The organism is Trichococcus pasteurii, assembly GCF_900112935.1.
Lineage (GTDB): Bacteria > Bacillota > Bacilli > Lactobacillales > Aerococcaceae > Trichococcus > Trichococcus pasteurii.
This window is the reverse complement of record NZ_FONM01000015.1, coordinates 12,318-38,019: the sequence shown is the minus strand read 5'-3', so window position 1 is coordinate 38,019 and position 25,702 is coordinate 12,318. Positions and strand designations below refer to the sequence as shown.

The window sequence follows — 25,702 nt, the reverse complement described above, 5'->3', positions numbered from 1 at the left end:
CATGCTTTCAGTGCTGCTGGCGATCAGGAAAATCACGGCCTTTCGTTCATCATTCTACAAATTGATAGGATACTTTTTCTTCATGGCGCTTCAAGGCCAACTGGATCAACTCTTCCACCAAGTCGCTGTATTTCAATCCAGTTTCTTCCCAAAGCAACGGATACATGCTGCGGGAAGTGAAGCCAGGCAAAGTGTTGACTTCGTTGATGTAGATTTCATTGTTTTTGGTCACAAAGAAATCGCAACGGCTCAAACCGCTGCCGTCAAGCGCCCGGAAAGCGATTGTTGCATAATTCTGCAATTTGGCGGTGATTTCTTCCGGTAACTCAGCAGGGATCTGCAGCAATACTTCTTCATTGCCGTACTTCTCTTCGTAGTCATAGAAGTCTTTGGTTTTAACGATTTCACCGGGTACGGAGGTATGCACATCGTCATTTCCCAATACCGCGATTTCGATTTCGCGGGCTTCGATACCTTGTTCAACGACCACGCGACGGTCATAGCGGAAAGCCGTCTCGATTGCAGCGGTCAACTCTTCAAGATTCGTAGCTTTGGAAATGCCGACGCTTGAGCCCATATTGGCTGGCTTTACGTACATTGGGTAAATCAGGCTGCCTTCGCATTGGATGAAGATCTTCTCGCGGTCATTTTTCCAGTCATTACGGGTGACTGCAACATAAGGCACTTGCGGCAACCCTGCCTGTTGGAAAAGATGCTTGCTGACGATTTTGTCCATCCCGCTGGCGCTGGCAAGGACTCCGCAGCCGACGTAAGGCATATTCAGGACTTCAAACAGCCCTTGCACCGTACCGTCTTCGCCGTTTGGTCCATGCAATACCGGGAAAATGACAGCATCTTCAGACTGGATATCTGCAGGTGAAATAAGTTCGCCGTAGGATTTCCCATCCTGTGAATCGGCAAAGCGCTTCTCGGAACCTGGCTCCAAGTAAAGGTTCTCAGAGAATGCCACTGGTTCAGAAAGGGATTGCCCTTGAATCCACGCGCCTGCCTTAGTGATATAGACGGGCACAACTTCATAATAGTTGAAATAGATCGCTTTTATGATTGAATGTGCTGTCAGGATCGAAATATCGTGCTCAGCGCTCTTTCCGCCATAAATCAAATAAATTTTCATCGAGAAATCCTCCGAATTTTTTGATAACTGCTTTAACTCAAGAAACATTGTACCACATTTATTTTTTAGCTAAAACGATTTTTGTGAAAAGTGGATTGGCATCCCTGTTGGCGGGGCCAAAACATACAGCCCGTCTCAACGGATACAGAAAAAGCCTAAGTTTCGGCTTAGGCTCTCATTCAAAGTCTATGTCTATTTTCCATTCATTGCGATCCATGTCATAACAGATGGTGCCTACCGAATCCTTTTCGTTGAAACGGCCGCCGATGCTGGCGTAACGGTCTTCCGCGATGAACAACGGGATGCAGTATGTATTCCCTTCGATGCTCATCTGCCTGAAGGAGATCACGGCGCCTTCTTTGAAGATCGGAATGAATTCCTTCACGCGTTCGATCGGGAATGGCGCAATTTCTTTGCTTTTCTGATAGAAACGCTTCTTCTCATTCACTTTTTCCTTCAACTTGACGGTGATGGCTTCGGCGAACAACTCATGGAATTGCTCCAGGTAGCGATAATACATTTTTATGAAGCCATTTGGCAAAGTGAGGTAGATGTAGTTATTTTGTAATTTATAATAGAACGGTGAGTGCAAGTGTGTATGCGCATGGGCGATATAAAGGATCTCGGATATTTCGATTGGGGTGAGGAGATGCAACATGTCCACATTCACAAAATCAATCCACTTCCCCATAGCGGCTTGATTGTCCGTCCCTTTTTGGAAGAACGCTTTTACGTTTTCCTGGCCTTTGATCACCTGAAAACCAGTATGATTATCATATGTTCCTATACTTTTTCTTCCGTCCACCAACAACAAGTTTTCTGGAAGCTTCCGGGCTAACTTTGTGTAATCTTTCACCGCTATCCCTTTGCTCAAAACATAATTGCTGACTGTTTCATAATGAACATATAACATATCTTCGCTCATGAATGATCCCCCCCTTTCCAAAATATCCCTTATTGTCATTCTACTACTTGCAAAACCGATTAAGGTATCAGTACCATGTTAATATTATTACAAATCCGTATCTTTTACAAAGATAATTTGCCTTTTTCTCCTATTTTTTTTCACAGCAACAAACTGAAAGGGTTTTCACTTCAAAAACCGAACTTTATTTATGCAATTTGAATAAAACGTCCGAAAAAAAGAAGCTATTTACATAGCTTCTAATCGTTTGATTCGGTTTGCCGTTGAGGGGTGTGTCGAAAACAGGCCATCACTTTCTGCTTCACCCTCCTTCAGACGTTTGAAAGGATTCACAATATAGAGCGAGGCACTGGCAGCATTCGCCGCCTCCATCGGTTCGCTTGTCGCTATTTTGATTAAAGCGGATTTCAGCCCTTCCGGATTGCGCGTGAACTCGACCGCACTCGCATCCGCCAAATACTCACGGTTGCGGGACAGCGCCAGACGGATGATCGTGGCCACAAAAGGCGACAGAACCAGAATCAACAAGGAAAGGATCAGCAATATGATGCCCGCCCCTCCGCTGTTATCGCTTTTGCGTCGTCGGCCGCCACCCCAAAACATCATCCGGGTGCTGAATTGGGCCAAAAATGCGATCAATCCGGCGATAGCCAAAGCGACAGTGGATAGGCGGATGTCGTAGTTGCGGATATGCGCGAACTCATGCGCCAGCACCCCCGTCAATTCTTCCCGGTTCAACTTCTCCAACAAGCCAGTCGTCACGGCAACGGATGCTTTTTCCGGCGAATTTCCGGCCGCAAAAGCATTCGGGCTTTCGTCCTCAATGATGAAGATTCTCGGAAATGGCAAGCGTGTCACGATCGTCATTTCCTCGACGATATTCCAGAGCATCGGGAATTGCGCCTTATCCGTTATTTCCCGGGCATTGTTCAGGCTCATGACCACTTGGGTGGATTGCGCCACCATGATGAAGACGTAGACCACTCCGATGATCAACGCAAGCGCAAGCCCGGACAAGGCATTATCCCAATTCAGATAGCCGATGGCCGCCCCCAATGCCGCAAACAGGAGAAAGAATAAGAATACGATCAATACAGTGCGCCGTTTATTCTGCTCAATTTGTTGATGGAGCAAAGGTACTCACCAACTTTCCATCTAAATCATATTTACTCAGAATGATACTTTCGGTACATTTTTTTCTTCTTCCGGGGTAGCCAGAACGACTTCCGGACGGAAACCATGGACACCTGCCACAACATTGCTCGGGAATGTCCCTAATTTGATGTTGTACTGCGTAACGCTCGAATTGTACAATTGGCGCGCATAAGCGATCTTGTTTTCCGTTGCGGACAATTCTTCCTGTAAAGCCAGGAAATTCTGGTTCGCCTTCAGATCGGGATACGCTTCCGCCAAAGCAAAGACGGTCCGCAATTGACTGGAGAGTTGATTGGACAGTTCCATCTTCTTGGCCGGATCCTCAGTACCCATATCGGAAATCATATTGCGCAGATTGATGACTTTGGTCAAAGTTTCTTGTTCATGCTTCGCATAGCCTTTGACTGTCTCAACGATGTTCGGGATCAGATCGTTCCTGCGTTTCAATTGGACATCGATCTGGCTCCAAGCTTCCGTTACCCACAATTTATTTTTCACAAGACTGTTGTACAACGAAATCCATACTGCCCCGATGATCGCTGCCACTACAATGATTCCTATTAACCAATCCATTTTGCTCACAGCTCCTTTTCTCTCACGCCGCCTCTGCGGCTGACCTAGACAACTTTCCGTCTACACCTTTCATTATAGAAGAGTCTATTCGTTTTGTAAAAAAATAGACTAACTATCTCTGCGCCGAAAAGTGCTGGCATCTGTGATATCATAAAGGAAAGAAAATCAGATGAGGTGTCCACATGTATTTCATCCCGCAACACACTTTTAAATATCCGCCCATCCTCTTGAAAACCATTCCTCTGTACAAAGGCGTCACTGCAGCCGACCTGCCCCGGGCCTATCTTGCCCTGCTGGCGGAACAGAACGGCGGTTATCTGTTGTGCTCCCGCATCCCGACCAAAGAGCCGACATCGGACGGCATCGATTATGCAGCGGTGCATGAGATTTTGGGACTTCACGATGATCCCAAGAGCAGCCTGTATGCCCAGCAAGAAATTGCCCGTTCGGCGGGTCTTCCGGATTATTTTGTACTTTTCAGCATCAACGGCAGCCAACTCTTTGCCTTCGACTATTCAAAATTGTCCCCATCCGGAGAGCCGAGCATCCGGCATATCGATATCGAAACGGACAACTGGCAGACTGTCGCTGCCGATTTCGATCAATTCCTGCGACTTTTGACTCCCGCCCCCATTGCCGTTCCTGAAGAGGTCCGGCTCACGCACACGGAAGGCGCGCATGCCTTTTTGCTGGCCGATTCCGCGGGATTGCCGGAGCTGTTTCTGCACTTCGAGGATGACCCCGACAAACAGTGGTATCTCCAGTGGATCGCGCATTTTTCCGACCATCCCGATGCGGCCTGCCGAAGCATCGCCTGTGAAGCGCTCGAAACGCAGATACTCTACTTCAGGAACGAGCTGCCGGACACCGTCCACGCGGTGCTGGCAAAGTTCCTTGCCGATCCCGACCCTGCGATCCAGGAGCTGGCCGGAACGCTGGAAAAAGAACTGGCGGATGAGTGAATACAACACCAACTCCGGTGAAGAAGTGCTCGCCGGAGCTGGTGCCGCGAAAACATCGTCACTTTCGATGAGGAAGTGCTCGCCGGAGGAGGAACCGCAATAGCAGTCGGAACTCCGGCGAAGCCTGCGTTCACCGGTGGAAAGAGACACAAAAAACTACTGCCAAAAGCAGGGAAGTGCCGTAACGCGGTACTTCCCTGCTTTTGTTGTTATCCTTGTTCCTTCAGCCACTGCTGGTAAAGGTTCTTCGTTTTGTGGCCTTTGCCCAGTATATCCAGCATCTCGGTTTTTCGTTTTTCCTGCGTAGCGGCTTGTTTGGCGCTGTAGATGTAGCGCGCCCAATCCCGCTGATAGCCCGGCGTCAGTTCCGCATAAAGCTTTGCGGCATCCGGATGCCCTTCTTCCAGATACTGTTTCACATCCGGGATGAATTTCTCATAGTCCGCTACATTGCCGCTGCTCGCTTTGGTTGGCTTGCCTTTTCCTTTGACATCATTTTTCATTCCGACGAGCGTGAACGTATCATCCAGCTTGACCATCCGCGCAAATTTCAGGGTGCTGTCGCCGACATAGCCGTTGCCGTCGTCCACGCCAAGACTGGGAAAGATGGCATCGCGATGCACGGATGTGTCATAGGTTTTGTTCCCGATTTTCGGATATGCGATGTAAAGATAGCCTTCCGGATTCAAGCGAGCTTGGTTGATCGTATCCCATACGCACTCATTCAGCTCCTCCAACGTCAGCACATAGGAAAAAATCAGATCGTATTTACCGGAACCCAAACCCGTATCATAGGCTTCCAGATCCGCAAAATCGTCAGCGATGGCGCGCTCTTTCCCCAGAACGGCACGCTTTGGGAATTTGTCCAATCCCAGCCGCTTCGTGAGGGAATTCGAAGCCGGTAGCGGTTTGTCGGCGGTCCCGCCCCCGTAAAGTCGGGTCGCATGAGCGATGTTTTCGCGGATCATGTCCTTCAGCACAGCGGAATCGATATCGGAAAGCTTATTGACGTAAACGCAGCCCTTTCCGATTTTGTGTTTGCCGAGTTTCGCAAGCAGCTCCTCCCGTCTTTCGTCGGGCAGCATAAAATAAAGCGTCAACGCCGTCTTGCGCGGCGAAAAGGCAGCCAGCGGGGCATCGCCTTCATGACCGGTCGCGTACCGGTAATGATATTTCCCAAAGCCGATGATGCTCGGCCCCCACATTTTGGCTTCCTCTCCGGTCACTTCCGCAAACAACGACAACAGCGCATAAGCATCCTCTTTCTTTTGCGGCTGTTGGATCTCCTCGATGAACTCCTCCACGGACACTTCCGTGGGCTTGGTTTTAGGTTCGTATGCCATCTTCGCTTCTCCTCTCGTTTCCTTGTTAAAGCTATCATAGCAAACCCATCGACCACCCGCAAAATCCAAGACTTGACGACAACTGGTTCAGCGGAAATATACCGTTTCTGTGATGAACGCAGGCTTCGCCGGAGTTCGGCCCACATTTTCAGCCTTCAGCTCCGACGGGGTGGTGCTCATCGGAGCTGGCTCCATCAAATTACCGATTTCCTCCGGTGAGCAGGCCCTCCCCGGAGCTGACGCACGTACCCAGAAAAAAACCGGTAGAAACAAAAAAAGAGCCCTCCCGAAACCGGGAAAGCCCTCCTCAAGAAGATTACTCTTCTTCTTCTTTGTTTTTGAAACCATACTTTTTGTTGAAGCGGTCCACACGGCCATCGGCTTGCGTGAATTTTTGACGTCCAGTATAGAATGGGTGTGAATCAGAAGAAATTTCTACACGGATCATTGGGTAAGTGTTGCCATCTTCCCATTCAACTTTTTCGCTTGAACCTTTTGTTGAACCTGATAAAAATTTGAATCCTGTAGTTGTATCCATGAATACAACTGGTTGGTAATTTGGATGGATTTCTTGTTTCATGTCTCTTTCGCTCCTTTTGCCCTGGATTATTTACTAAGCCAGAGTTGTCTTTTTGTAATAAAAGGTATACCGCAGGGTAATCCTTTTTAACGTTAAAATGATACCACGCAAACAACAAGAATGCAATGACAAATTAAAAAAATACGTTTTCCCCCTGCAGCCAGTGCCGAGAAAAACGTATTTTTTATTATTTATCCAGAATGGCTGCAATCTCTTCTTCCGAAAGGCTGCTGTCGGCATTCAGATTTGTGAATTGACCCGGTCCATCGATTCGTACAAGAGCAGGCACCGTACGGACGCCCATTTTGTCGCGCAGGCTTTGGATAGCTGGGTCTGTCGGCGTATTCTGGCTGTCCAGATAGTGGATCGTCAGGTTCTTTTCCTTGCGGACATTGTCCAATTTAGGGACAAATTTCCGGCAGTACGGACAAACGGCCTTCCCTAGATAAACGACCGCTTTTTCTCCGGCAGCAAGTTTCCTTTCAAACTCCTCAGCCGTTATCTCTATGAATTCTTGCGTGTGTTCTTCATAAGTTCCTTTATTGAACAGCATTTAAAAACCTCCAGTTTTTGCGTTTTGATAGTCCCACTATACCGGGAAGCTGTAAAAAATGCTCATGATTTGCTCACACGCTGTAAGGTACGCTTCTATTTCATCAACGAAATCCGGTTCAGCAACGCTTCATTGTTTTCGGTCGTGTTCATCTGTTTCAGGAAGCTCTCTGTATATTCCAAAGCATCCCCGCGCATGCCGCGACGGACTTTGTAGATACTTTCGAGCGTTTTCGCATCCAGCAGGAGGTCTTCTCTGCGGGTTCCCGATTTTTTGATGTCGATGGCAGGGAAGATGCGGCGTTCAGCCAACTCACGGGAAAGCACAAGTTCCATGTTCCCAGTTCCCTTGAATTCTTCATAGATGACTTCATCCATCCGGCTGCCCGTATCGACAAGCGCAGTTGCGATGATCGTCAGACTGCCGCCATCCTCAATATTCCGGGCTGCACCGAAGAAACGTTTCGGGCGATAAAAGGCTGCCGGATCGATCCCTCCGCTTAAAGTACGGCCGCTTGGCGGTATGACCAAGTTATAGGCACGGGCCAAACGCGTCAGGCTATCCATCAGAATGACCACATCACGTTTGTCTTCGACAAGGCGCATGGCTCTTTCCAGGACAAGTTCCGTCACCCGGACGTGGTTTGCCGGTTGCTGATCGAAAGTCGAGGATACGACATCGCCCTTCACACTGCGCTCGATATCCGTCACTTCTTCGGGACGCTCATCGATAAGCAGCATGATCAGTTCAACATCGGGATGATTGGTGGTGATGCCGTTCGCGATCTCTTTCAGCAGGGTCGTTTTCCCTGCTTTAGGAGGCGCAACGATCATCCCCCGCTGGCCGAAGCCGATGGGCGAGAACAAATCGATCATCCGAGCTGTTACGTTTGTACGCGTGGTTTCCAACTTCATCTGATGGTTCGGGTAAATCGGTGTCAGCCCCGGGAAATGCGAGCGTTCTTTGGCTTGATCCGGCCGTTTTCCGTTCACTGTGCTGACTTGCATCAGCCCGTAATAACGTTCGGATGCTTTCGGAGGTCTGGCTTTTCCGGCCACTTTGTCCCCGTTGCGCAGATCGAAGCGTCTGATTTGCGACGTCGATATGTAAATGTCTTCCTGGCTCGGCGAATAGTTGATCGGCCTTAAAAATCCGAACCCTTCCTGGGAGACGATATCCAAAATGCCCTCGGTCATGAAGAACCCCTGCTTCTCCTCTTGGGCACGGATGACCGCCAAAGATAATTCTTTTTTGTTCATCTGGCTATAATACGGGATCTTCAGGTCTCTGGCATAGGTGTATATTTCTTTCAGAGTCTTGCTTTCCAACTCTTGCAAGGTAAGCATATCTTCCAAACAGCTCCACCTTCCTCTCTTATCATTCTTATGATGCTTGTTTTTGGCAAATGCAACATACAGGAATCAAAACACCTTCAAAGTCGTTTGCTGCTTTGAAGGTGCTCATTATTATCGTGTCGTGCGAGGAAGTTTATTCTTCGTCTTCGATCATTTTGATGTCCGCGCCCAAAGCAGTCAGTTTTTCGACGATATGATCATATCCGCGCAGGATATTCTCGATACCGGAAATCGTGGTTTTGCCCTCCGCCATCAAGCCGGCGATGACCAGGCAGGCACCCGCACGCAAATCGCTGGCCGTAACTTCCGCACCGGTCAATTTGTTTGGCCCTTGCATGAAGATCATGTCACTTTCCACCTTGGCCTTCGCACCCATCCTGCGGAGTTCCGGGATATGGTTGACGCGTTTCGGATAGATCGTATCGATGATGGTACCGTCACCGCTCGCTTTCAGCAAGAGCGGAGTCAGCGGTTGCTGCAGATCCGTCGCAAAACCGGGATAAGGCAACGTCTTGATATGGACCATCTTCAGGTTATCGGATTTTTTGACCAGAATGCTGTCCTCACCGATTTCCATATCCACACCCATTTCTTCCATTTTTGCGATCAGGCTTTCGATATGCTCGACAATCACATTTTTCACAAGCACACGCTCACCCATTGCAGCCGCAGCGGCCAGATAGGTCCCCGCTTCGATGCGGTCAGGTATCACCGTGTGTCTGCAACCATGCAGGCTCTCCACGCCTTCGATCCGGATGATGTCTGTACCGGCTCCGCGGATTTTTGCCCCCATGTTGTTCAACAAGATACAAACATCAATGATTTCCGGCTCTTTGGCCACATTCTCAATGATTGTTTTGCCTTTTGCTTTGACCGCCGCCAAGATGATGTTGATCGTCGCTCCGATCGAAACCACATCAAGATAGATGCGCTCGCCTTTCAGCCCCTCTTCCGGTGTAGTCAGGTAGATGGCACCCATTTCGTTGCGCACTGTCGCGCCCAGCGCCTCGAAACCTTTGATGTGCTGATCGATCGGTCGTGGGCCCAAGAAACAACCTCCAGGCAGCCCGATGACGCCTTCACCAAATTTCGAAAGGATAGCTCCCATGAAATAATACGAAGCACGCAAGCTTTTGATTTTTCCGGTAGGCATCGGAATGGAAATCATGTTGGTCGGATCGATTGTGATGATGCCCTCATCCTCTTCGAATGACACTTCGACGTTGAAGTCCTCAAGGATATCAATCAGAGAGTGCACATCCTGAATGTTGGGGATGCCTTCCAAGATGACTGGGGAGTCCGCCAAAATGGCAGCCGGAATCAGCGCAACTGTACTGTTTTTCGCTCCGCTGATCGTGATTTCACCGTTCAACGGTTTATTCCCCTCTATAACTAATTTTTTCATAAAAAAGCCTCACTTCATGTGTAGTTGCCGAACGACAAATCGCCCGGAAATAAATGGAATCGTTCACCCGGATTGCCTATCACAGAAAAAACGGTGCAACGATACCGAAATACCATTATTTTTAGTTTCATTCGATTGTTGGTTGATCATCTACAATTCTAACAAAAATACAGGGTCCATTACTAGTTTTTTTATGCAAACGTCTACTTTCCGCTATATTTCTCAATTTGATACGGCCGAACAGCGTGAAAAATGACTATTATGCTTCAATTGAAGCAAACTGTCCCTATCTTATGATGTAATGTTAACACAAACTCAGAAATATATGGAAAATGAGGCGCCGATGCACATACGTTGAGGAAAATAAGACAACAAAAAAAGGAGATCCGGAACATAGGTCCCAGACCTCCTCGAAGATCGTTTGATTAAATTAAGCTTTGTTGCTTGAACCGAAAACTTGCATTCTTTCTTTAACGACAGCAACGATTGCTTCTTTACCAGGTCCGATAACTTTACGAGGATCGTAAACGTTAGCGTCTGTAGCTAATTTTTCTCTTACAGCAGCTGTAAAGACTTGTTGGCATTCAGTGTTTACGTTGATTTTTGAATGTCCGAACTCGATAGCTTTTTTGATTTGGTGTTCTGGAATTCCTGAACCACCGTGCAATACTAATGGTTTGTGAGTCAATTCAGAAATTTCTTTCATTTCGTCGAAACCAAGTACAGGTTCGCCAGAGTAAGGTCCGTGTACGGAACCTAATGCAGCAGCCAATGCATCGATAGCTGTTTCAGTAGTCAAACGTAGGCATTCAGCCGGATCAGCGTATTGGATTCCGCCAGTGATTCCGTCTTCAGTACCGCCGACAGTTCCGATTTCAGCTTCTACAGAAGCGCCTTTAGAATGTGCGTACTCAACTACTAATTTAGTTTGTGCAATGTTTTCATCGATAGGGTAATGTGATTTGTCGATCATTACAGATGAGTAACCAGCATCGATAGCGGATTTGCAGCTTTCAAAGCTTGTACCGTGATCAAGATGCAATGCTACAGGAACAGTGATGTCCATAGTTTCTAATAAAGCATTAGTCATAGCTGCAACAACTAAATGTCCGCCCATGTATTTTGCTGCGCCTTCAGAAACACCCAAAATAACTGGAGATTTTTCTTCTTGTGCAGCTTGCAATACAGCTTGCGTCCACTCAAGGTTGTTGATGTTGAATTGTCCTACGGCATACTTTCCTTCTAACGCTTTGTTTAACATATCTGTCATACTTACTAAACGACTCATTCTTGTTGCCTCCTTGGAATCCATTGGTCTCTTTTGTTTGCAGAAAATTCACATATTGGAATGTGAACACTTTACAACAATTACATTTTATCAGAAAATGTAATTTTTTACTACCTTATTAGGAAAATCAGTCAAAATGAAAGCGCAAAATAATTCATTTTTATTGAAAAAAACTCTGATTTACAGGCTTTTTTCCAACGCCGCTGCAATGAAACCGTCAAAGATCGGCTGCGGTCTGTTCGGGCGTGAGATGAACTCAGGATGGAACTGGGCAGCAATATAGAACGGATGGTTTTTCAATTCCACAATTTCCACTAAGCGTTGATCAGGAGATACACCTGAGAAGACCATGCCTTTTTCGGACAGCGCTTCACGATAAGCATTGTTGAATTCATAACGGTGACGATGACGTTCTTGCACCATATCGGCGTTGTGGTAAAGTTTCTTAGCCAACGTGCCTTCCTTCAACTCGCAAGGATACAGGCCTAAACGCAACGTTCCGCCCATCTCGTCGATGTTCTCTTGGTCCGGCATCAGGTCGATGATGTTGTTTTTGCATTCCGGATTGGTTTCAGCTGAATCCGCGTCTTCCAAACCGACAACGTTACGGGCAAACTCCACACAAGCCAATTGCATCCCTAGACAGATACCGAAGAACGGCACATTGTTTTCGCGTGCGTATTGGATGGCAGCGATTTTGCCTTCGATACCGCGGTCTCCGAAGCCACCAGGGACCAAGATGCCATCTGCAGTAGCCAAGTGTTCTTGCGCGTTCGCAGTAGTCACTTCTTCCGCATTGATCCATTGGATATCGATTTCCGTATTGTGCGCATAACCGGCATGCTTCAATGCTTCCGCTACAGACAAGTAAGCATCCTGCAGTTCCACATATTTTCCGACAAGCGCGATTTTAGTCGTTTTTTCAAGGTTTTGGACTTTTTCGACCAACGCTTTCCAATCAGTCATATCGGCTGGCGGCAGATCGGACAGACCAAGATAATCGCAGACGATCTGATCCATGTTCTGTTCCTGCAGCATCAAAGGAATTTCGTACAAAGTTTCCACGTCACGGGATTCGATGACCGCTTCAGGTTTCACATCGCAGAAGGAAGCCAGTTTGTTTTTGATGTGTTGCGGCAATGGCATTTCTGTACGCACAACCAGAATGTTCGGTTGGATACCAAGACTGCGCAATTCTTTAACGCTGTGCTGCGTCGGTTTTGTCTTCAATTCGCCGGCTGCGCGCAAGTAAGGGATCAAGGTTGTGTGGATGTACAGCACGTTTTCAGCGCCTACTTCCATACGCATTTGACGCAAGGCTTCCAGGAATGGCAAGGATTCGATATCCCCAACTGTTCCTCCGACTTCGGTGATGACGATGTCTGAATCCGTCGTTTCGCCGGCACGCATAATTTTTTCCTTGATTTCATTCGTGATGTGCGGGATGACTTGGACAGTAGCCCCTAGATAGTCCCCTTTGCGTTCTTTACGGATGACTTCAGAATAAACTTTTCCGGTCGTCACATTTGAATATTGATTCAGGTTGATGTCTATGAAACGTTCATAGTGGCCCAAGTCCAAATCAGTTTCGGTGCCGTCATCCGTGACGAACACTTCCCCGTGTTGGTAAGGACTCATCGTGCCTGGATCCACGTTGATGTAAGGGTCGAATTTTTGGATCGTGATCTTCAATCCCCGGTTTTTCAGCAAACGTCCTAAAGACGCCGCAACGATACCTTTACCGATTGATGATACTACCCCGCCTGTTACAAAAATATACTTTGTCATTTTTTCTTCCCCCTGTTTTTAAATGTGCAAAATTATGTCCGAAGGATCCTCCAACGCTGCAATAAGAAAAGCTGAACGGGTTCGTTCAGCCCTGAAAGAATTTTAGGAAATCGTGCCATGCAACGTTCCCTACGGTCACCTTGTACTGGGTCTCTAAGGGATGAATCCCTAAGACTCTCATGCAACTGAGCATCGCAGAGCGCAATAGGTACGATTTATCTAAATTCCGAAGGGCTAACCCGTGAAGCTAGCCATCTTTTTAGTTGCAGGAAATATTTTACAAGCATCTAGAACACCTATGGTGATGCACTAAAAACTTATAAACATCCCACTCTTTCCTGCCTGCTAAAAAAAATAAAGCTCCCTGTTCTTTAAAGAACAGGGAGCTGTAAAAATTCAACGTATGCTTTCCAAAAAGAATTGCTTTTTGGGAGCCCAAGGAAGATAATACATCCAATTACATAAGGTGTCAAGAAAGAATTGAATACCGGGGAACGATTATTCCTCGTCTTCCGTTTCTTCCGCAACGAACTCTTCTTCCTCTTCGAACTCTTCTTCGTCTTCAAACTCTTCATCTTCGATGATCAAGGTCAAGTCTTCTTCGATGCCGCTCGTGATGTCATCATCGTCATCCGTGATATCCACAGCGTCGACGTCATCGACTTCATCCTCATCCACATCTATTTCTTCATCTTCGTCAGCAACATCAATATCTTCCGGATCGTCATCATTATAATCGATAACATCATCATCATCTTCTGATGTAGCGAATGCATTCAGCTTCTTGCGTTTCTTGCGGCGGACTTTCACTTCGTCCTCATCGATACTGGAAAGAATCTCTTCATCGATTGAATCAATTGGATACCATGAACGCAATCCCCAACGATTTTCTCCTAAAGAAATAAAGCTGCCATCAATGTTCAAGTCAGTGTAGAAACGTGTCATCTTACTTTCCAATTCTTCTTCCGACATTTCAAGATAGTCCTGTATCTGAACCAATAATTGGTTAAAGTCCAGTACGTCACCGTTTTCTTCGAAAATTGCGTGTGCAACTTCTATCATTGACAATTCGTTTTTGCTAGTACCATCTAATTGCTTCAATTTCAATGGTGTCACGTCCTTTCAAAAGTTTACTCTTAATCATACAATACTCAGGTGGTAAATTGCAATTCAATTCGATAATCTCCCAATTTTTGTTCATTCATCTGGAGCTCATAATGCAAGGTTACTTTTCCGGCAAACGGTTTTTCCTTGAACTCCAGCAACATTTCATGGGTGATCGTTTCGATTTCCATCAATCCGGCCGGCGTCGGAACCATAGCCATGCCTTTTCCTTCTGCATCGAAGGTCATACGGCTCGTCTGTTCCATTCTGCGGATGATCGTCATCTTGCCTTCACGGGACAGTTTGAACGTAACCGGGACAGCTGTTTCCGCTTCGATATAGCGCAGATAGAGCCAATTGCCCATTTCCACGATTTGGCCCATTCCTTCATATAGGAAGCTTTCCTGCTCCCCTTCTTGCTTCACCAGCGTTTCCAATTGGAACTCGATGGGCATTCCTTCATTTAAAGACAAGCTTTTCCACCTCATTGACCATCGTGCGGAAGCCTCGCGGTCGCACGTGTTTTTCAAATACAGTATAGCGGTACAAATGAGCGCTGGTCAATCATTTGCGGGCTGATTTTCCAAAATGCTAAGAAATCCTGCCTTTCTGTGCAATTCACACTCAAATCTTTCCGGAACTTTGCTATAATGGGAGCAGAAACAGCCCCAAAGATAAGGAAACGAACATGACAAACCATTTAAAAAACAACATTTATCATATCTACGATACTTCAAATACAGCATTCGGAGTTGACCCCCTCTCGCACTTCGCGATGGGCGATGCACTGATCAGATTGGTCGGGAACGCTGAAGCTCCGGCAGCGTTGCATTTTTGGCCGATGGAAAAGCTGGTCATCCTGGGCATGATGGACACCCGCCTGCCCCATCTGGAGGACGGGCTGCGTTACTTAAGGAACGTCCCGACCGATATCGTCGTCCGCAACGCCGGCGGATTGGCCGTCGTAGCCGATGAGGGAATCCTGAACTTCTCCTTGGTGCTTCCGGAAACCGAAAAAGCCAAACTCACCATCCATGACGGTTATGTGCTTATGAAAGAACTGGTTGAGCAGACTTTTTCCGATTCCGAACAGGTGATTGAAGCCTTCGAAATCAGCGACTCCTATTGTCCGGGCGACTTCGATCTGAGCATCAACGGCAAAAAATTCGCCGGCATCGCGCAGCGCCGTTTCAAAAACGGTGTGGCCATCATGATCTACATGAGCGTGACCGGCAATCAGCAGCAACGCGGAGAAATGATCCGCCGCTTCTACGAAGAAAGCCTGCAAGGCGAAGAAACCCGCTGGCATTTCCCGGCCGTCGATCCCGCCTCCATGGCAAACTTGGCGGAATTGCTGGACAAACCGTTGACTGTAGCTGATGTAAAAGAACGGATCCTGTCCGTTTTCACCCGCAACGGCAACACGCTCCTGCCCGGAGAATACAATGAGCGTTTGATGGCGGAGTATGAAACAGCTTATGCGAAAATGAAGAAACGCAATGAACAAGTCAATCAGGAACAGTATCCCGAAGCGGACTGACAGAAAGAGGCGATGCGATTTGAGTACACACTATTCCGCGGAATTATTGCCGAAAGAAAAAGTATTTCGTGACCCTGTCCATGACTACATCCACATCCAGTACCGGATCATCATGGACCTGATCAATACACCCGAATTCCAGCGTTTGCGCCGGATCAAGCAATTGGGGACTTCTTCCTATACTTTCCACGGCGCCGAACACTCCCGCTTCAATCATTCTTTGGGAGTCTACGAAATCGCCCGCCGGATCTGCGATAAATTTGTCCGGAATTATCCCAGCAAAGAGCCTGGGGATGGCCTTTGGGACGATAGGGAGCGGCTTGTGACGCTGTGCGCCGCTTTGTTGCACGACATCGGCCACGGACCGTTCTCGCATACCTTTGAAAAAATATTCGATACGGACCATGAAGCCATCACAATCGAGATCATCACCTCCCCGGATACCGAAATCAATCGGATTCTGCAGCAGATCGGCCCGGATTTCCCCAATCAGGTTGCCGCCGTCATCGCCAAAACCTACGATAATCCGCAGGTCGTCCAGCTTATTTCCAGCCAGATCGATGCGGATCGGATGGATTACCTGCTGCGCGATGCCTATTATTCCGGCGTAACTTACGGCAATTTCGACCTGACGAGGATTCTGCGTGTCATCAGGCCCTACGAGCATGGGATCGCCTTTGACATTTCCGGCATGCATGCGGTGGAGGATTATATCGTCAGCCGCTATCAAATGTATATGCAAATCTACTTCCACCCGGTTTCCCGCGGCATGGAGGTCGTGCTGAGCCATCTGTTGAAACGGGCGAAGGATGTCTATTTGGATGAAGAGGCCGAATTCCGCCATACCGCCACATTCCTGACGCCGTTCTTCAAACAGACTTGGACGCTGAAAGATTACCTGCGCTTGGATGACGGGGTCCTGACGACCTACTTTAACCATTGGCTCGACGAAAAGGATCCGATTCTGAACGATTTGGCCCATCGTTTCGTCAACCGCCATCCTTTCAAATCGGTCCGCTACACAAAAGGACGCGATGATGCTACACTGGAGCGGATGAGTACGCTCATTGAACGCATGGGCTTCAACAGGGATTACTATACGGCCGTCAACAACAGTTATGACCTGCCGTATGATCTCTACCGGCCGTACCAGGCCACCACCCGGACCCAAATTGAGCTTGTCCAGAAAAACGGCAGTTTCCTGGAGCTCTCGCAAGCAAGTTCGATTGTTTCGGCTTTGACGGGCAAGGTCCGCGGGGATGAACGTTTCTACTTCCCGCGCGAAATTACCCATAGCGACGAGGAAGCGGGCATCAACCTGTTCGAATCCCTCTCACAGGAGTTTTCAACTTTTTTCGAGAATGATGAAATTTTACCAACCCAACAAACAGGAGGAACGTTATGAGCATCAAATTAATCGCTATCGACATCGATGGCACATTGGTAGACAAGGAGTTCAAGATCACCCCGGAAGTAAAAGCAGCCATCACGGAAGCCCGTGAACAAGGCGTCAAAATCGTACTCTGCACAGGCAGACCGTTACCGGGCGTCAAACGCTACATCAAAGAATTGGAATTGGATCAAGACGAAGATTATGTCATCACCTACAACGGCTCTTTGGTGCTGTCCACAGGAACAAACGAAGTGCTCGTTTCGCACACGTTGGATTACAACGACTTCGTCAGAATCAACGAATTGGCCGACAAATTCAATGTGCACACACACGGAATAGATAGCGAAGCCATCTATACCGCAAACAAAGACATCAGCATCTTCACGACACGCGAGTCTTTCATTACGACGATGCCGATCCGCTATCGCTCATTGGCTGAATTGCCGGAAGATAAATTGTTCACGAAAATCATGTTCATCGACCATCCAGAGCTGTTGGACATCCTGATTCCAGCGATTCCTGCGCAGTTCCACGAGGATTATGTGATTGTCCGCAGCGAACCGCATTTCCTGGAAGTGTTGAACAAAGATGCCGGTAAAGCCAGCGCCTTGGCCGAATTGGCTGCATTGTTGAATATCGAAGCGGAAAATATAATGGCGATCGGCGACAACGAGAACGACCTGAGCATGATCGAATACGCAGGCGTCGGCGTCGCGATGGGCAATGCCGTCGATAAAGTGAAGGAAGCTGCGGATTTCATCACCACATCCAACGCCGAAAGCGGCGTGGCACACGCAATCAGAACTTACCTGAACAAATAAACCAGAAAAAGGTATGCATGGGGCTGTCTGGAACTGAATTCGGGCTGAAATAACCCGTCAAAACCAGTTTGGCGGGGAAAAACAGTTCAAATCGCAGTCAGAAAACCCGCCGAAACCACCTTGGCGGGGAAAAACATCCGCGGGCAATGCGAGATTCCCCGCCAAATCTATTTTGGCGGGGAATTCCGCCGTGAATTCGATCCTCAGACCAGTCAATAATACCACCCAACCACAACCAGGGCTGTCTCATCGAGACAGCCCCATTATTTTAATCACGCGTGAAGCAGGTGCCTGATATGGACAATCATTCTGCGGGTTTCGGCAAAACCCTCTTAAGGATAAGGAAAAACAAACACTATTCCCAACAATACATGGCGGAAAACAAGATCCACCAATCGACCTATTCCAAGATGGAAAGGGATCTGATCGAGCCGACGCTGGGCAACTACCGGCATCTTTTGAGCAGGCTGGACATGACCGATGAAGAACTCCATTACATCATGAATGAATACAATCATTCCGAAAAGGAGCAATTGGTGGCAGCTTTTATGAACCTGTCCTTCAACGATGTCCCCCTCTTGAAGGAAATCCGGGAGAAAGCCCTGAACTATTTGGGGATCCATACCGATTACATCATCACGGACATCGTTCATCTAACGGATGCACTAATCATTTTGGCCCGAACAGGAGATATTCTGAACGCCCGGAAAGAAGCGATTCCGGTATGGAAAAGGCTTGAAAAGCTTGACGGTTGGTACTTGGTCGAATTGGGGATGATCAACGCCATGCTGTTTCTGTTCCCTATCGACGAAGCCATTCTGATCTCCGAGACCGCCTTCACACAAACGAAAAAATATGCCGGCCATCCTTCGGCCACAAAGATAGCCACCTCGCTACGCTATAACTTGTGCTTACTGCTATTGAAGAATAAACGCTATGAAGAGACGATTGCCTGCATCGATGAGCTTATCCCGGCTGCAAAGAAGGCCGGCTCCTACCGGCATTTATGTGTCTGCTATCTCAGAAAAGGTTTCGCCTTAGCGAAGACGGGCAATCCCGAAGGCCAGCTGCTGCTCGATCAAGCTTTCCAATTGATCGAAGCGGCAGATGATCCGGCCTTCAAAGCCAATCTCGAAAATGAATACAATCTCCTGAAAGAGCAATCAAAAAACTGATTGCTCTTTTATGCTTATAGGAATATTTTGTAGAGAGACGCAGGATCTGTATTAAAATGAAAGCAACTATGGGAAGACTGTCCTGACAATTCCCAGAATGACCACTTATTCGAGGGAGGCGGGGAAGTCCATGAATCCAAAAAGTTGTAATCTGTGCGCTTATATACTGGGCTGTGCTTGCCTGATCGGAATGGTACGGTATCCGGAAGTGTCAGAATCTTGGTGGCTAACAATCGGTATATGCAGTGGCTTGTTGTTCGTTTCCAGCAACTGTATGGAATCCGCGAAGCATTGGACCTTCCTTGGCATCGATGCTTTGAATCTGATTGTGCTTGCCTTATTAATACAGCTCCTTCCTCCTAGTTGGGGGTTTGCGCTGAATGTCGTTGTCCTCATGGCTATCTTCCTGCTTCTCTACATCAAAAGTACCTTTTACGAAAAATAGCTGTTTTTGTAGTCATTATATTCGGTCGCAAGCTTGCCTGTTCTGAGAAAGGGGGCTCACCCATGAATTGGATCCGTCTGATCATCGGCGATATTTGGTTTCTGTAGACATCGGGCAATAAACGCGGAACGGGTTTGCTCAGCCCTGATTCAGGAACCACTATGACGCTTAGGTTCACAAGTCCTTACACTTCCTCAATCTCAAAAATCGCTTCAATTTCAACTGTGGCATCCAGTGGAAGATGTGCTGTACCGAGTGCTGTACGTGCATGTCTTCCGGCCTCTCCGAACACATCGAATAACAGCTGGGATGCAGCATTAATAACAATATATTGTTCTAAAAATCCAACTTCACTGTTTACAAATCCTTGTAGTTTAACGACATTTAAAACACGGTCCAAATCACCCAGGTAATCCTTGACTGCTGCCAATATATTAATCGTGCAAATTTTTGCTGCATCCTGTGCTTCTTCTAATGTTCTTTCACTGCCGACTTTCCCTGTATAAACAAGTTCCCCGTTAACAATCGGAATATGTCCTGATACAAACAAAGCATTTCCTAATTGTTTTACAGGAATGTACATTGCACTGGGAGTAGATTTTTCTGGTAATGTAATACCCAATTGATTGATTTTCTGTTCAACTTTCATAATACCAAAACTCCTTTTCATTTGTATTTATTTGTTTCAATCGATAAAAATATCCCCGATAGAATACAAAGCTGCGTGACCGCTAATTTTTACCCGGTCACCATTATTTTTGCAGTATACCGTCCCCCCTCGTTGCGACAGCTGGCGAGCAACCATTTCCGTTTTCCCCAATCTTTCTGTCCAAAACGGAACTAGACTGCATTGCATCGCGCCGGTAACAGGGTCTTCATTGATATTTAATTTCGGGAAGAATGCTCTTGCCACATAATCATAGGATTTTCCTTTTGCAGTTACAAACACAGCTAATCCAGGAAGTTTTTTTACTTTTTCAAAATCCGGTGCGAGATTGCGAACCGCATCTTCCGATTTTAAAAGAAAAATTAAGTCACGCCCTTTATACACTTCCACTGGTTCAACACCTAGAGCGTCTATCATCTGCTCTGACACAGGATATTTTTCAGGAATGATGATCGGGAAATCCAGTTCATACAAGTCATCTTTTTTGTTAACGGTCAGCTCCCCACTCATCGTGTTGAAGCGGATAGAAGTTCGGTCTGTATCTACAAATCTCATCAGGACATAGGCTGTCGCTAAAGTAGCATGACCACACAGATCTATTTCCCCACCTGGCGTGAACCAGCGCAGATGATAGCCGGTTTTTTCCTTTACGGCAAAGGCTGTCTCGGAAAGATTGTTCTCACTAGCGATGTTTTGCATAGTGTCATCCGGTAACCATTCCTCCATAATACAGACACCGGCAGGATTTCCTTCAAAGACCTTTTCCGCAAAAGCGTCAACCACATAATATCTCATTTTTCCAGCTCCTTTACTTATATTAATAAGGGTTTTATTGCAATTTCATGCAGAGTTGCTATTATTAATATAGCGTTGATTATCAATAAAGCAAGAATGCACTTTTTGGTAATATACTACCCAAAAAGATACTAAGGAGATCTGTAAACATGAGGACCAATCAAACATTCAGTTGCCCGATAGAAGCTGCAACAAGCTTCATCGGCGGAAAATACAAGACTATCATCTTGTGGCATTTGGTGAATGAAACTTTAAGATTTAGTGAACTGCAGAGGGCAGTCCCCAAAGCCACTCCTAAAATGTTGACACAGCAGCTACGAGAACTTGAGGCTGATGGATTAATCAGAAGAGTCGTTTATCCTGTTGTCCCACCCAAAACGGAATATTCTTTAACAACATTAGGAGAAAGTTTGATTCCAATTTTAGAAGGCTTGCGTAATTGGGGTGCTTATTACTTTGATGAGCGCGGTATTCCTAATCCTTGTATCGATGGGAACCAGTAATGGATTGTTGGAATTGAGTTATCGGCAAGGCCATACCCATTAAATACACGGTTGCTATGGAATCTGATAAAAAATAAGCCAAGTCCGGATTTCCCATCCCGGACTTGGCTTATTTTATGGCATCCTTAAGCTTTTTCGCCTATGAATTCGCCGTTTTTGGTCAAATGTTGTTTCGAGATCTCATTCAGGATCACGTGCACGCTTTCCTTCGATACATTGGCATTTTTTACGACAGCATCCACGACATCGCGCATCAGCCCTTGTTTCTGCTCGTCGGTTCTGCCTTCCAGCAATTCGATGTGAACATATGGCATTTCAATTCCCTCTTTTCGATTTATGGTTTCAACTCAGTTATATTTTAGCAAGTATCCCTGTGGATTGCACCTCTATTTGGAGGCGATGTAGGTCTTCAGGCGTTCAGCCGCCTCAGCGACCATATCCGTGCTCAGCGCGTAGCTCATGCGGACATAACCTTCTCCGCCGGGTCCGAAGATCGAGCCCGGGAGCATGCCCACTTTGGCGTTCATGCCGATTTCGCGGCAGAAGGCCTTGTCGTCCGTACCGAACTTCGCCGGAATCTTCGCAAAAGCGTAGAAAGCCCCTTTCAGTGCGGGAACCTCAAAGCCGGCTTCCTGCAAGGCGGGAACGAGGATGTTTCTTCTTTTTTCATATTCGGAGCGCATCTTTTCAACGTCCGGCGCGCTGTTGCGGAAAGCCTCTTCGGCAGCACGGTTGGAAACCGTTACGCCGGTCGTCACCAATTGCTGATGGGCCAAGAACAAGGTCTTCATCCATTTCGCATCCGCTGCCAGCACACCGACACGCCAGCCCGTCATCGCAAAAGCTTTCGAAGCCCCTTGGAACAGGATTGTGCGGTCACGCAGCAGGGTCGCAATCGACGTATGCTTTTCCCCATAGGTGATTTCGCTGTAGATTTCATCGCTCAGCACAAAGATGTCGTACTGCTTGATCGCATCGGCCAAAGCCGTCAGTTCCTTTTTTGTATAAGTAGCGCCTGTCGGATTGCTCGGATAGTTCAAAAAGAGCGCTTTGACATTTTTGTTTTCGGCCATCGTCTTGTGCAGCAGCTCCGGTGTCATCAAAAAGCCGGTGTCGGAAGTATCGACGAGGATGCATTCGCCGCGGTTCAGTTCCACCGCATAACTGTATAAGGGAAAGTACGGCGACGGGATGATGACCTGATCGCCCGGGTTCAACAAGCCGAAAGCCGCAGCAAAGAGCCCTTCAGTGGCGCCCACTGTCATGACGATTTCGGTTTCGGGATCGTAGTGCAGATCATATTGCTTTTCCAGGAATTCGCTGACTGCCTTACGGACGCCGATTTCGCCGGAAGTGTGGGCATAATGGGAGGCATTGTCCTCGATCGCCTTGATGGCGGCTCGCTTGACGTTTTCGGGCATATCAAAATCCGGTTCCCCGATCGTCATCGGAATGCAGTCTTCCACGCTGCGGAATAATTCATCAAATTCGCGTATCTGCGAAGGTTTGATGCGGGAAAATAGTTCATTCGTTGTCAAAGCCATGTATTACATCCTCCATCCAAGTTTGCATCACCGCCAGAATCCCCTCGGCATATGCTTTTTTATAGGAATATATCCTTTTTCTCACATAATTTTAATATTAATCAGAATACGACTATTCGGGCAATAAGTCAAGCGCACCATGGCATCGTCCGTTTCGTGAGAGCGTTTTCCGTTTCGCAAAATGAGAAAATTTGAAAATTTTGCGTTTCTTTTTAATCTTATCTGTTGACAAAGAAAGCGGGATTGGGTATATTAATCACATCAAAAACACAGCGAAGAGAAGAGTAAATCATTCCACTCCTTCATTAGAGAGCTTGGTCAGGTGAAAGCAAGCAAGGAAGTGTTGGTTGAAGATGGTCTCAGAGTGGCTTGTCCGAAGAGTAATTTCTTAAGACAGGACGGGAACGCCCGTTACAGTGTCACAGTCTGACTTGCAGCAATTTGCAGGCGCACTGGCTAAGGCGGATGCAGCGATGCTTTCGTGAACTAAGGTGGTAACACGAGATCGAACTTTGACCTCTCGTCCTTATCTTGCGCATAGAATATGCAGCAGATAAGGCGAGAGTTTTTTGATTTTATGATAAAATGTAAACGCAAGGAAGAGGAAAGTAAAAACCGCAACGTATCACAGCGAGCCTGGTTGGATGAGAACAGGTATACGGAACGGTTTTGAAGATGGCCTCGGAGCGGGAGGGATGAGCTGCGCAAGCAGTGAGTCTCTCAAGGGAGCACCCTTTATCGTGCACGAGTGAAGCAAGCCTTCACTCATGGAGGAATCCTGCCGCGAGGGGGATTCGAACAAAGGTGGTAACACGAAGCGTCCGCATTCGTCCTTAACGTCATATTTTTTTGATGTAGGATGGATGTTTTTTTTTATTAGAGGAGGAAAGATACATGATCAGTCTACAGGATATCTCAGTGACTTTTAAAGCAGACAAAAACAAGGCCATCCATGCCGTGCAGCATGTTTCCCTGGATGTCGATAAAGGCGACGTCTACGGCATCGTCGGATACAGCGGCGCCGGCAAAAGTACATTAGTAAGGACCATCAATCTTCTGCAGCGGCCGACTGAAGGAAAAGTCATCGTGAGCGGAAAAGATATGATGGCATTGAACGACAAGGACCTGCGCGAGTCCCGCAAAAAAATCGGGATGATTTTCCAGCATTTCAATCTGATGCGTTCCCGCACCATTTACGACAACGTCGCATTTCCCTTGAAGAATTCTTCCTTAAGTAAAAAGGAGATCCACGACAAGGTAACGGAACTTCTTTCATTGGTTGGGTTGTCCGAAAAAGCCAAAGCTTACCCTTCCCAATTGTCAGGAGGGCAAAAACAGCGTGTGGCCATCGCCCGCGCTTTGGCGAACGACCCGGAAGTGCTGCTTTGCGATGAAGCGACCAGCGCTTTGGATCCAAAAACGACTTCTTCGATACTGGCTTTATTGAAAGAGCTGAACAAGAGATTGAACCTGACGATCGTCATCATCACCCATGAGATGCAGGTCGTGAAGGAAATCTGCAACAAAGTGGCTGTGATGGAAAACGGCGGCGTGATCGAATACGGCTCGATCCTTGACATCTTCACGAAGCCGCAGAATCAATTGACGAAGGACTTCATCGATACAGCAACACATGTCGAGCACGGCATCGAAACGGTCATCACCCACCCGACCATCCTGAACCTGAACGAACATGATGTGCTGACAAAGCTTTCATTCGTAGGAGGTTCCACAGGCGAGCCGCTTATCGCAAAACTGGCCAATACATTCAATGTCCAAGGCAACATCCTCTTCGGAAACGTCGAGATCCTGCAGGACACGCCAGTCGGCACCCTGCTCCTCGTCCTGAGCGGAACACCGGAAGCAATCGCAAAAGCCGTCCGCTATCTGCAGGATAATGGCGTGACAGTCGAGATCATAACCGATGAAATCATCGCCGAAAAGAAAAATAAAGGAGGAGCTGAAGAATGAATACATTCATCACAACATTTCTCCCTAACGTCTCTGAAATCTGGGATGAAGTGCTCCTGAGCACATGGGAGACCTTATACATGACGCTCGTTGCCGGACTGATCGCAGGTGTGCTGGGAGTCATCCTAGGCGTAATTCTGGTTGTCACCCAAGATGGGGGTATCCTTGAGAGCAAACATCTGTACAACGTTCTGGATAAGCTCGTCAATATCTTCCGTTCACTGCCCTTCATCATCCTGATGGCGCTGATCGTACCGTTCACGCGGTTCGTGGTCGGCACTTCGATCGGAACGACTGCATCGATCGTACCGCTGGTTGTAGCGACGGTTCCCTTCTATGCCCGTCAGATCCAAAATGCATTGGTTGAAGTCGATCCCGGCGTCATCGAGGCAGCCCAGTCAATGGGTGCCAGCCCTGGGGAAATCATCTTCCGAGTCTATCTGAAGGAAGGTTTGCCCGGCATCATCCGCGTATCATCCGTAACGATCATCAACCTGATCGGTTTGACGGCAATGGCTGGAGCCATCGGCGGAGGCGGCTTGGGTAACCTGGCCATCACCCGCGGCTACAACCGATTCCAGAACGACGTGACCTTGGTCGCAACCATCATCATCCTGATCATCGTATTCATCAGCCAAGCCATCGGAAATGCTTTGGTCAAAAAAGTTAGTCACTAATATAA

Annotated in this window: 26 protein-coding genes and 2 other annotated features; of the genes, 9 read left to right on the top strand and 17 right to left on the bottom strand. The window is 47.4% G+C overall.

Features of this window, described 5'->3' with window-relative positions; all coding sequences use genetic code 11:
- Positions 1-49: 49 nt before the first annotated feature.
- From BM184_RS11755 to BM184_RS11740, 4 genes are all read right to left on the bottom strand, one after another.
- Positions 50-1,135, bottom strand: a complete 1,086-nt coding sequence (locus tag BM184_RS11755; RefSeq protein ID WP_086943778.1) for a D-alanine--D-alanine ligase — start codon at positions 1,133-1,135, stop codon at positions 50-52.
- Positions 1,136-1,310: 175 nt separating this feature from the next.
- Positions 1,311-2,060, bottom strand: coding sequence for a hypothetical protein (locus tag BM184_RS11750; protein ID WP_086943777.1), 750 nt, complete (start codon positions 2,058-2,060; stop codon positions 1,311-1,313).
- A gap of 228 nt (positions 2,061-2,288) precedes the next feature.
- Positions 2,289-3,194, bottom strand: a complete 906-nt coding sequence (gene htpX, locus BM184_RS11745; protein ID WP_086943776.1) for a zinc metalloprotease HtpX — start codon at positions 3,192-3,194, stop codon at positions 2,289-2,291.
- A gap of 36 nt (positions 3,195-3,230) precedes the next feature.
- Positions 3,231-3,788 carry a LemA family protein gene (locus BM184_RS11740; RefSeq protein ID WP_177208645.1) on the bottom strand — a complete coding sequence of 186 codons (558 nt, stop codon included), beginning with the start codon at positions 3,786-3,788 and terminating at the stop codon, positions 3,231-3,233.
- A 182-nt stretch (positions 3,789-3,970) separates the two neighbouring features.
- Here BM184_RS11740 and BM184_RS11735 point away from each other — a divergent pair, with 182 nt between their 5' ends.
- Positions 3,971-4,750 (top strand): SMI1/KNR4 family protein, encoded by a 780-nt coding sequence (locus BM184_RS11735; RefSeq protein ID WP_086943774.1) that lies wholly within the window; start codon positions 3,971-3,973, stop codon positions 4,748-4,750.
- 209 nt (positions 4,751-4,959) lie between these two features.
- Here BM184_RS11735 and BM184_RS11730 read toward each other — a convergent pair whose 3' ends face one another.
- The 9 genes from BM184_RS11730 to BM184_RS11690 form a co-directional block, all read right to left on the bottom strand.
- Positions 4,960-6,093, bottom strand: a complete 1,134-nt coding sequence (locus tag BM184_RS11730; protein WP_218151035.1) for a DUF1801 domain-containing protein — start codon at positions 6,091-6,093, stop codon at positions 4,960-4,962.
- Between the two features lie 316 nt (positions 6,094-6,409).
- Positions 6,410-6,673 carry a type B 50S ribosomal protein L31 gene (locus tag BM184_RS11725; protein WP_086943773.1) on the bottom strand — a complete coding sequence of 88 codons (264 nt, stop codon included), beginning with the start codon at positions 6,671-6,673 and terminating at the stop codon, positions 6,410-6,412.
- A 187-nt stretch (positions 6,674-6,860) separates the two neighbouring features.
- Positions 6,861-7,226: a conjugal transfer protein TraF gene (traF, locus tag BM184_RS11720; RefSeq protein ID WP_086943772.1), complete on the bottom strand. Its 366-nt coding sequence runs from the start codon at positions 7,224-7,226 to the stop codon at positions 6,861-6,863.
- 95 nt (positions 7,227-7,321) lie between these two features.
- Positions 7,322-8,581, bottom strand: a complete 1,260-nt coding sequence (gene rho / locus BM184_RS11715) for a transcription termination factor Rho (protein ID WP_086943771.1) — start codon at positions 8,579-8,581, stop codon at positions 7,322-7,324.
- Between the two features lie 133 nt (positions 8,582-8,714).
- On the bottom strand, positions 8,715-9,986 hold the full coding sequence (locus BM184_RS11710) for a UDP-N-acetylglucosamine 1-carboxyvinyltransferase (RefSeq protein WP_086943770.1): 1,272 nt from the start codon (positions 9,984-9,986) through the stop codon (positions 8,715-8,717).
- A gap of 430 nt (positions 9,987-10,416) precedes the next feature.
- Positions 10,417-11,274 carry a class II fructose-1,6-bisphosphate aldolase gene (fba, locus tag BM184_RS11705; protein ID WP_086943769.1) on the bottom strand — a complete coding sequence of 286 codons (858 nt, stop codon included), beginning with the start codon at positions 11,272-11,274 and terminating at the stop codon, positions 10,417-10,419.
- Between the two features lie 180 nt (positions 11,275-11,454).
- The gene (locus BM184_RS11700; RefSeq protein WP_086943768.1) at positions 11,455-13,062 is read right to left on the bottom strand and encodes a CTP synthase; all 1,608 of its coding nucleotides are present in this window, start codon (positions 13,060-13,062) and stop codon (positions 11,455-11,457) included.
- A 498-nt stretch (positions 13,063-13,560) separates the two neighbouring features.
- A complete protein-coding gene (gene rpoE / locus BM184_RS11695; protein WP_086943767.1) occupies positions 13,561-14,169 on the bottom strand; it encodes a DNA-directed RNA polymerase subunit delta in 609 nt (202 codons plus the stop codon).
- 44 nt (positions 14,170-14,213) lie between these two features.
- A complete protein-coding gene (locus BM184_RS11690) occupies positions 14,214-14,639 on the bottom strand; it encodes a YwiB family protein (RefSeq protein WP_177208644.1) in 426 nt (141 codons plus the stop codon).
- A 215-nt stretch (positions 14,640-14,854) separates the two neighbouring features.
- Here BM184_RS11690 and BM184_RS11685 point away from each other — a divergent pair, with 215 nt between their 5' ends.
- The 5 genes from BM184_RS11685 to BM184_RS11665 all read left to right on the top strand — a co-directional run bounded on the left by BM184_RS11685 (position 14,855) and on the right by BM184_RS11665 (position 19,540).
- The gene (locus tag BM184_RS11685) at positions 14,855-15,706 is read left to right on the top strand and encodes a lipoate--protein ligase family protein (RefSeq protein WP_086943765.1); all 852 of its coding nucleotides are present in this window, start codon (positions 14,855-14,857) and stop codon (positions 15,704-15,706) included.
- Between the two features lie 19 nt (positions 15,707-15,725).
- Complete coding sequence (locus tag BM184_RS11680) at positions 15,726-17,111, top strand: HD domain-containing protein (protein WP_245830777.1); 1,386 nt, start codon at positions 15,726-15,728, stop codon at positions 17,109-17,111.
- Positions 17,108-17,920 carry a sugar-phosphatase gene (gene yidA / locus BM184_RS11675; RefSeq protein ID WP_086943763.1) on the top strand — a complete coding sequence of 271 codons (813 nt, stop codon included), beginning with the start codon at positions 17,108-17,110 and terminating at the stop codon, positions 17,918-17,920. The genes BM184_RS11680 and yidA overlap by 4 nt, the downstream gene beginning before the upstream one ends.
- Positions 17,921-18,216: 296 nt before the next feature.
- Entirely contained in the window at positions 18,217-19,095 is an 879-nt protein-coding gene (locus BM184_RS11670) for a helix-turn-helix domain-containing protein (RefSeq protein WP_086943762.1), read from the top strand.
- A 130-nt stretch (positions 19,096-19,225) separates the two neighbouring features.
- Positions 19,226-19,540: a hypothetical protein gene (locus BM184_RS11665; RefSeq protein WP_086943761.1), complete on the top strand. Its 315-nt coding sequence runs from the start codon at positions 19,226-19,228 to the stop codon at positions 19,538-19,540.
- A gap of 184 nt (positions 19,541-19,724) precedes the next feature.
- Here the strand turns inward: BM184_RS11665 and BM184_RS11660 are convergent, their stop codons facing one another.
- Both BM184_RS11660 and BM184_RS11655 read right to left on the bottom strand, forming a co-directional pair.
- Positions 19,725-20,189 (bottom strand): RidA family protein, encoded by a 465-nt coding sequence (locus BM184_RS11660; RefSeq protein ID WP_086943760.1) that lies wholly within the window; start codon positions 20,187-20,189, stop codon positions 19,725-19,727.
- Between the two features lie 36 nt (positions 20,190-20,225).
- Entirely contained in the window at positions 20,226-21,002 is a 777-nt protein-coding gene (locus tag BM184_RS11655; protein ID WP_086943759.1) for a PhzF family phenazine biosynthesis protein, read from the bottom strand.
- 149 nt (positions 21,003-21,151) lie between these two features.
- Between BM184_RS11655 and BM184_RS11650 the strand changes: the two genes are divergently transcribed.
- Positions 21,152-21,505, top strand: a complete 354-nt coding sequence (locus BM184_RS11650) for a winged helix-turn-helix transcriptional regulator (protein WP_086943758.1) — start codon at positions 21,152-21,154, stop codon at positions 21,503-21,505.
- A gap of 125 nt (positions 21,506-21,630) precedes the next feature.
- Here BM184_RS11650 and BM184_RS11645 read toward each other — a convergent pair whose 3' ends face one another.
- Both BM184_RS11645 and BM184_RS11640 read right to left on the bottom strand, forming a co-directional pair.
- Complete coding sequence (locus tag BM184_RS11645; RefSeq protein ID WP_086943757.1) at positions 21,631-21,819, bottom strand: 2-hydroxymuconate tautomerase; 189 nt, start codon at positions 21,817-21,819, stop codon at positions 21,631-21,633.
- Between the two features lie 72 nt (positions 21,820-21,891).
- Positions 21,892-23,049, bottom strand: coding sequence for an aminotransferase class I/II-fold pyridoxal phosphate-dependent enzyme (locus tag BM184_RS11640; RefSeq protein ID WP_086943756.1), 1,158 nt, complete (start codon positions 23,047-23,049; stop codon positions 21,892-21,894).
- A 263-nt stretch (positions 23,050-23,312) separates the two neighbouring features.
- Positions 23,313-23,580, top strand: a binding site (T-box leader).
- 56 nt (positions 23,581-23,636) lie between these two features.
- Positions 23,637-23,887, top strand: a binding site (T-box leader).
- A 56-nt stretch (positions 23,888-23,943) separates the two neighbouring features.
- Here BM184_RS11640 and BM184_RS11635 point away from each other — a divergent pair.
- Together BM184_RS11635 and BM184_RS11630 are read left to right on the top strand one after the other, a co-directional pair.
- Positions 23,944-25,020: a methionine ABC transporter ATP-binding protein gene (locus BM184_RS11635; RefSeq protein ID WP_086943755.1), complete on the top strand. Its 1,077-nt coding sequence runs from the start codon at positions 23,944-23,946 to the stop codon at positions 25,018-25,020.
- Positions 25,017-25,697: a methionine ABC transporter permease gene (locus BM184_RS11630; RefSeq protein WP_086943754.1), complete on the top strand. Its 681-nt coding sequence runs from the start codon at positions 25,017-25,019 to the stop codon at positions 25,695-25,697. Before BM184_RS11635 ends, BM184_RS11630 begins: the two co-directional genes overlap by 4 nt.
- Positions 25,698-25,702 lie beyond the last annotated feature (5 nt).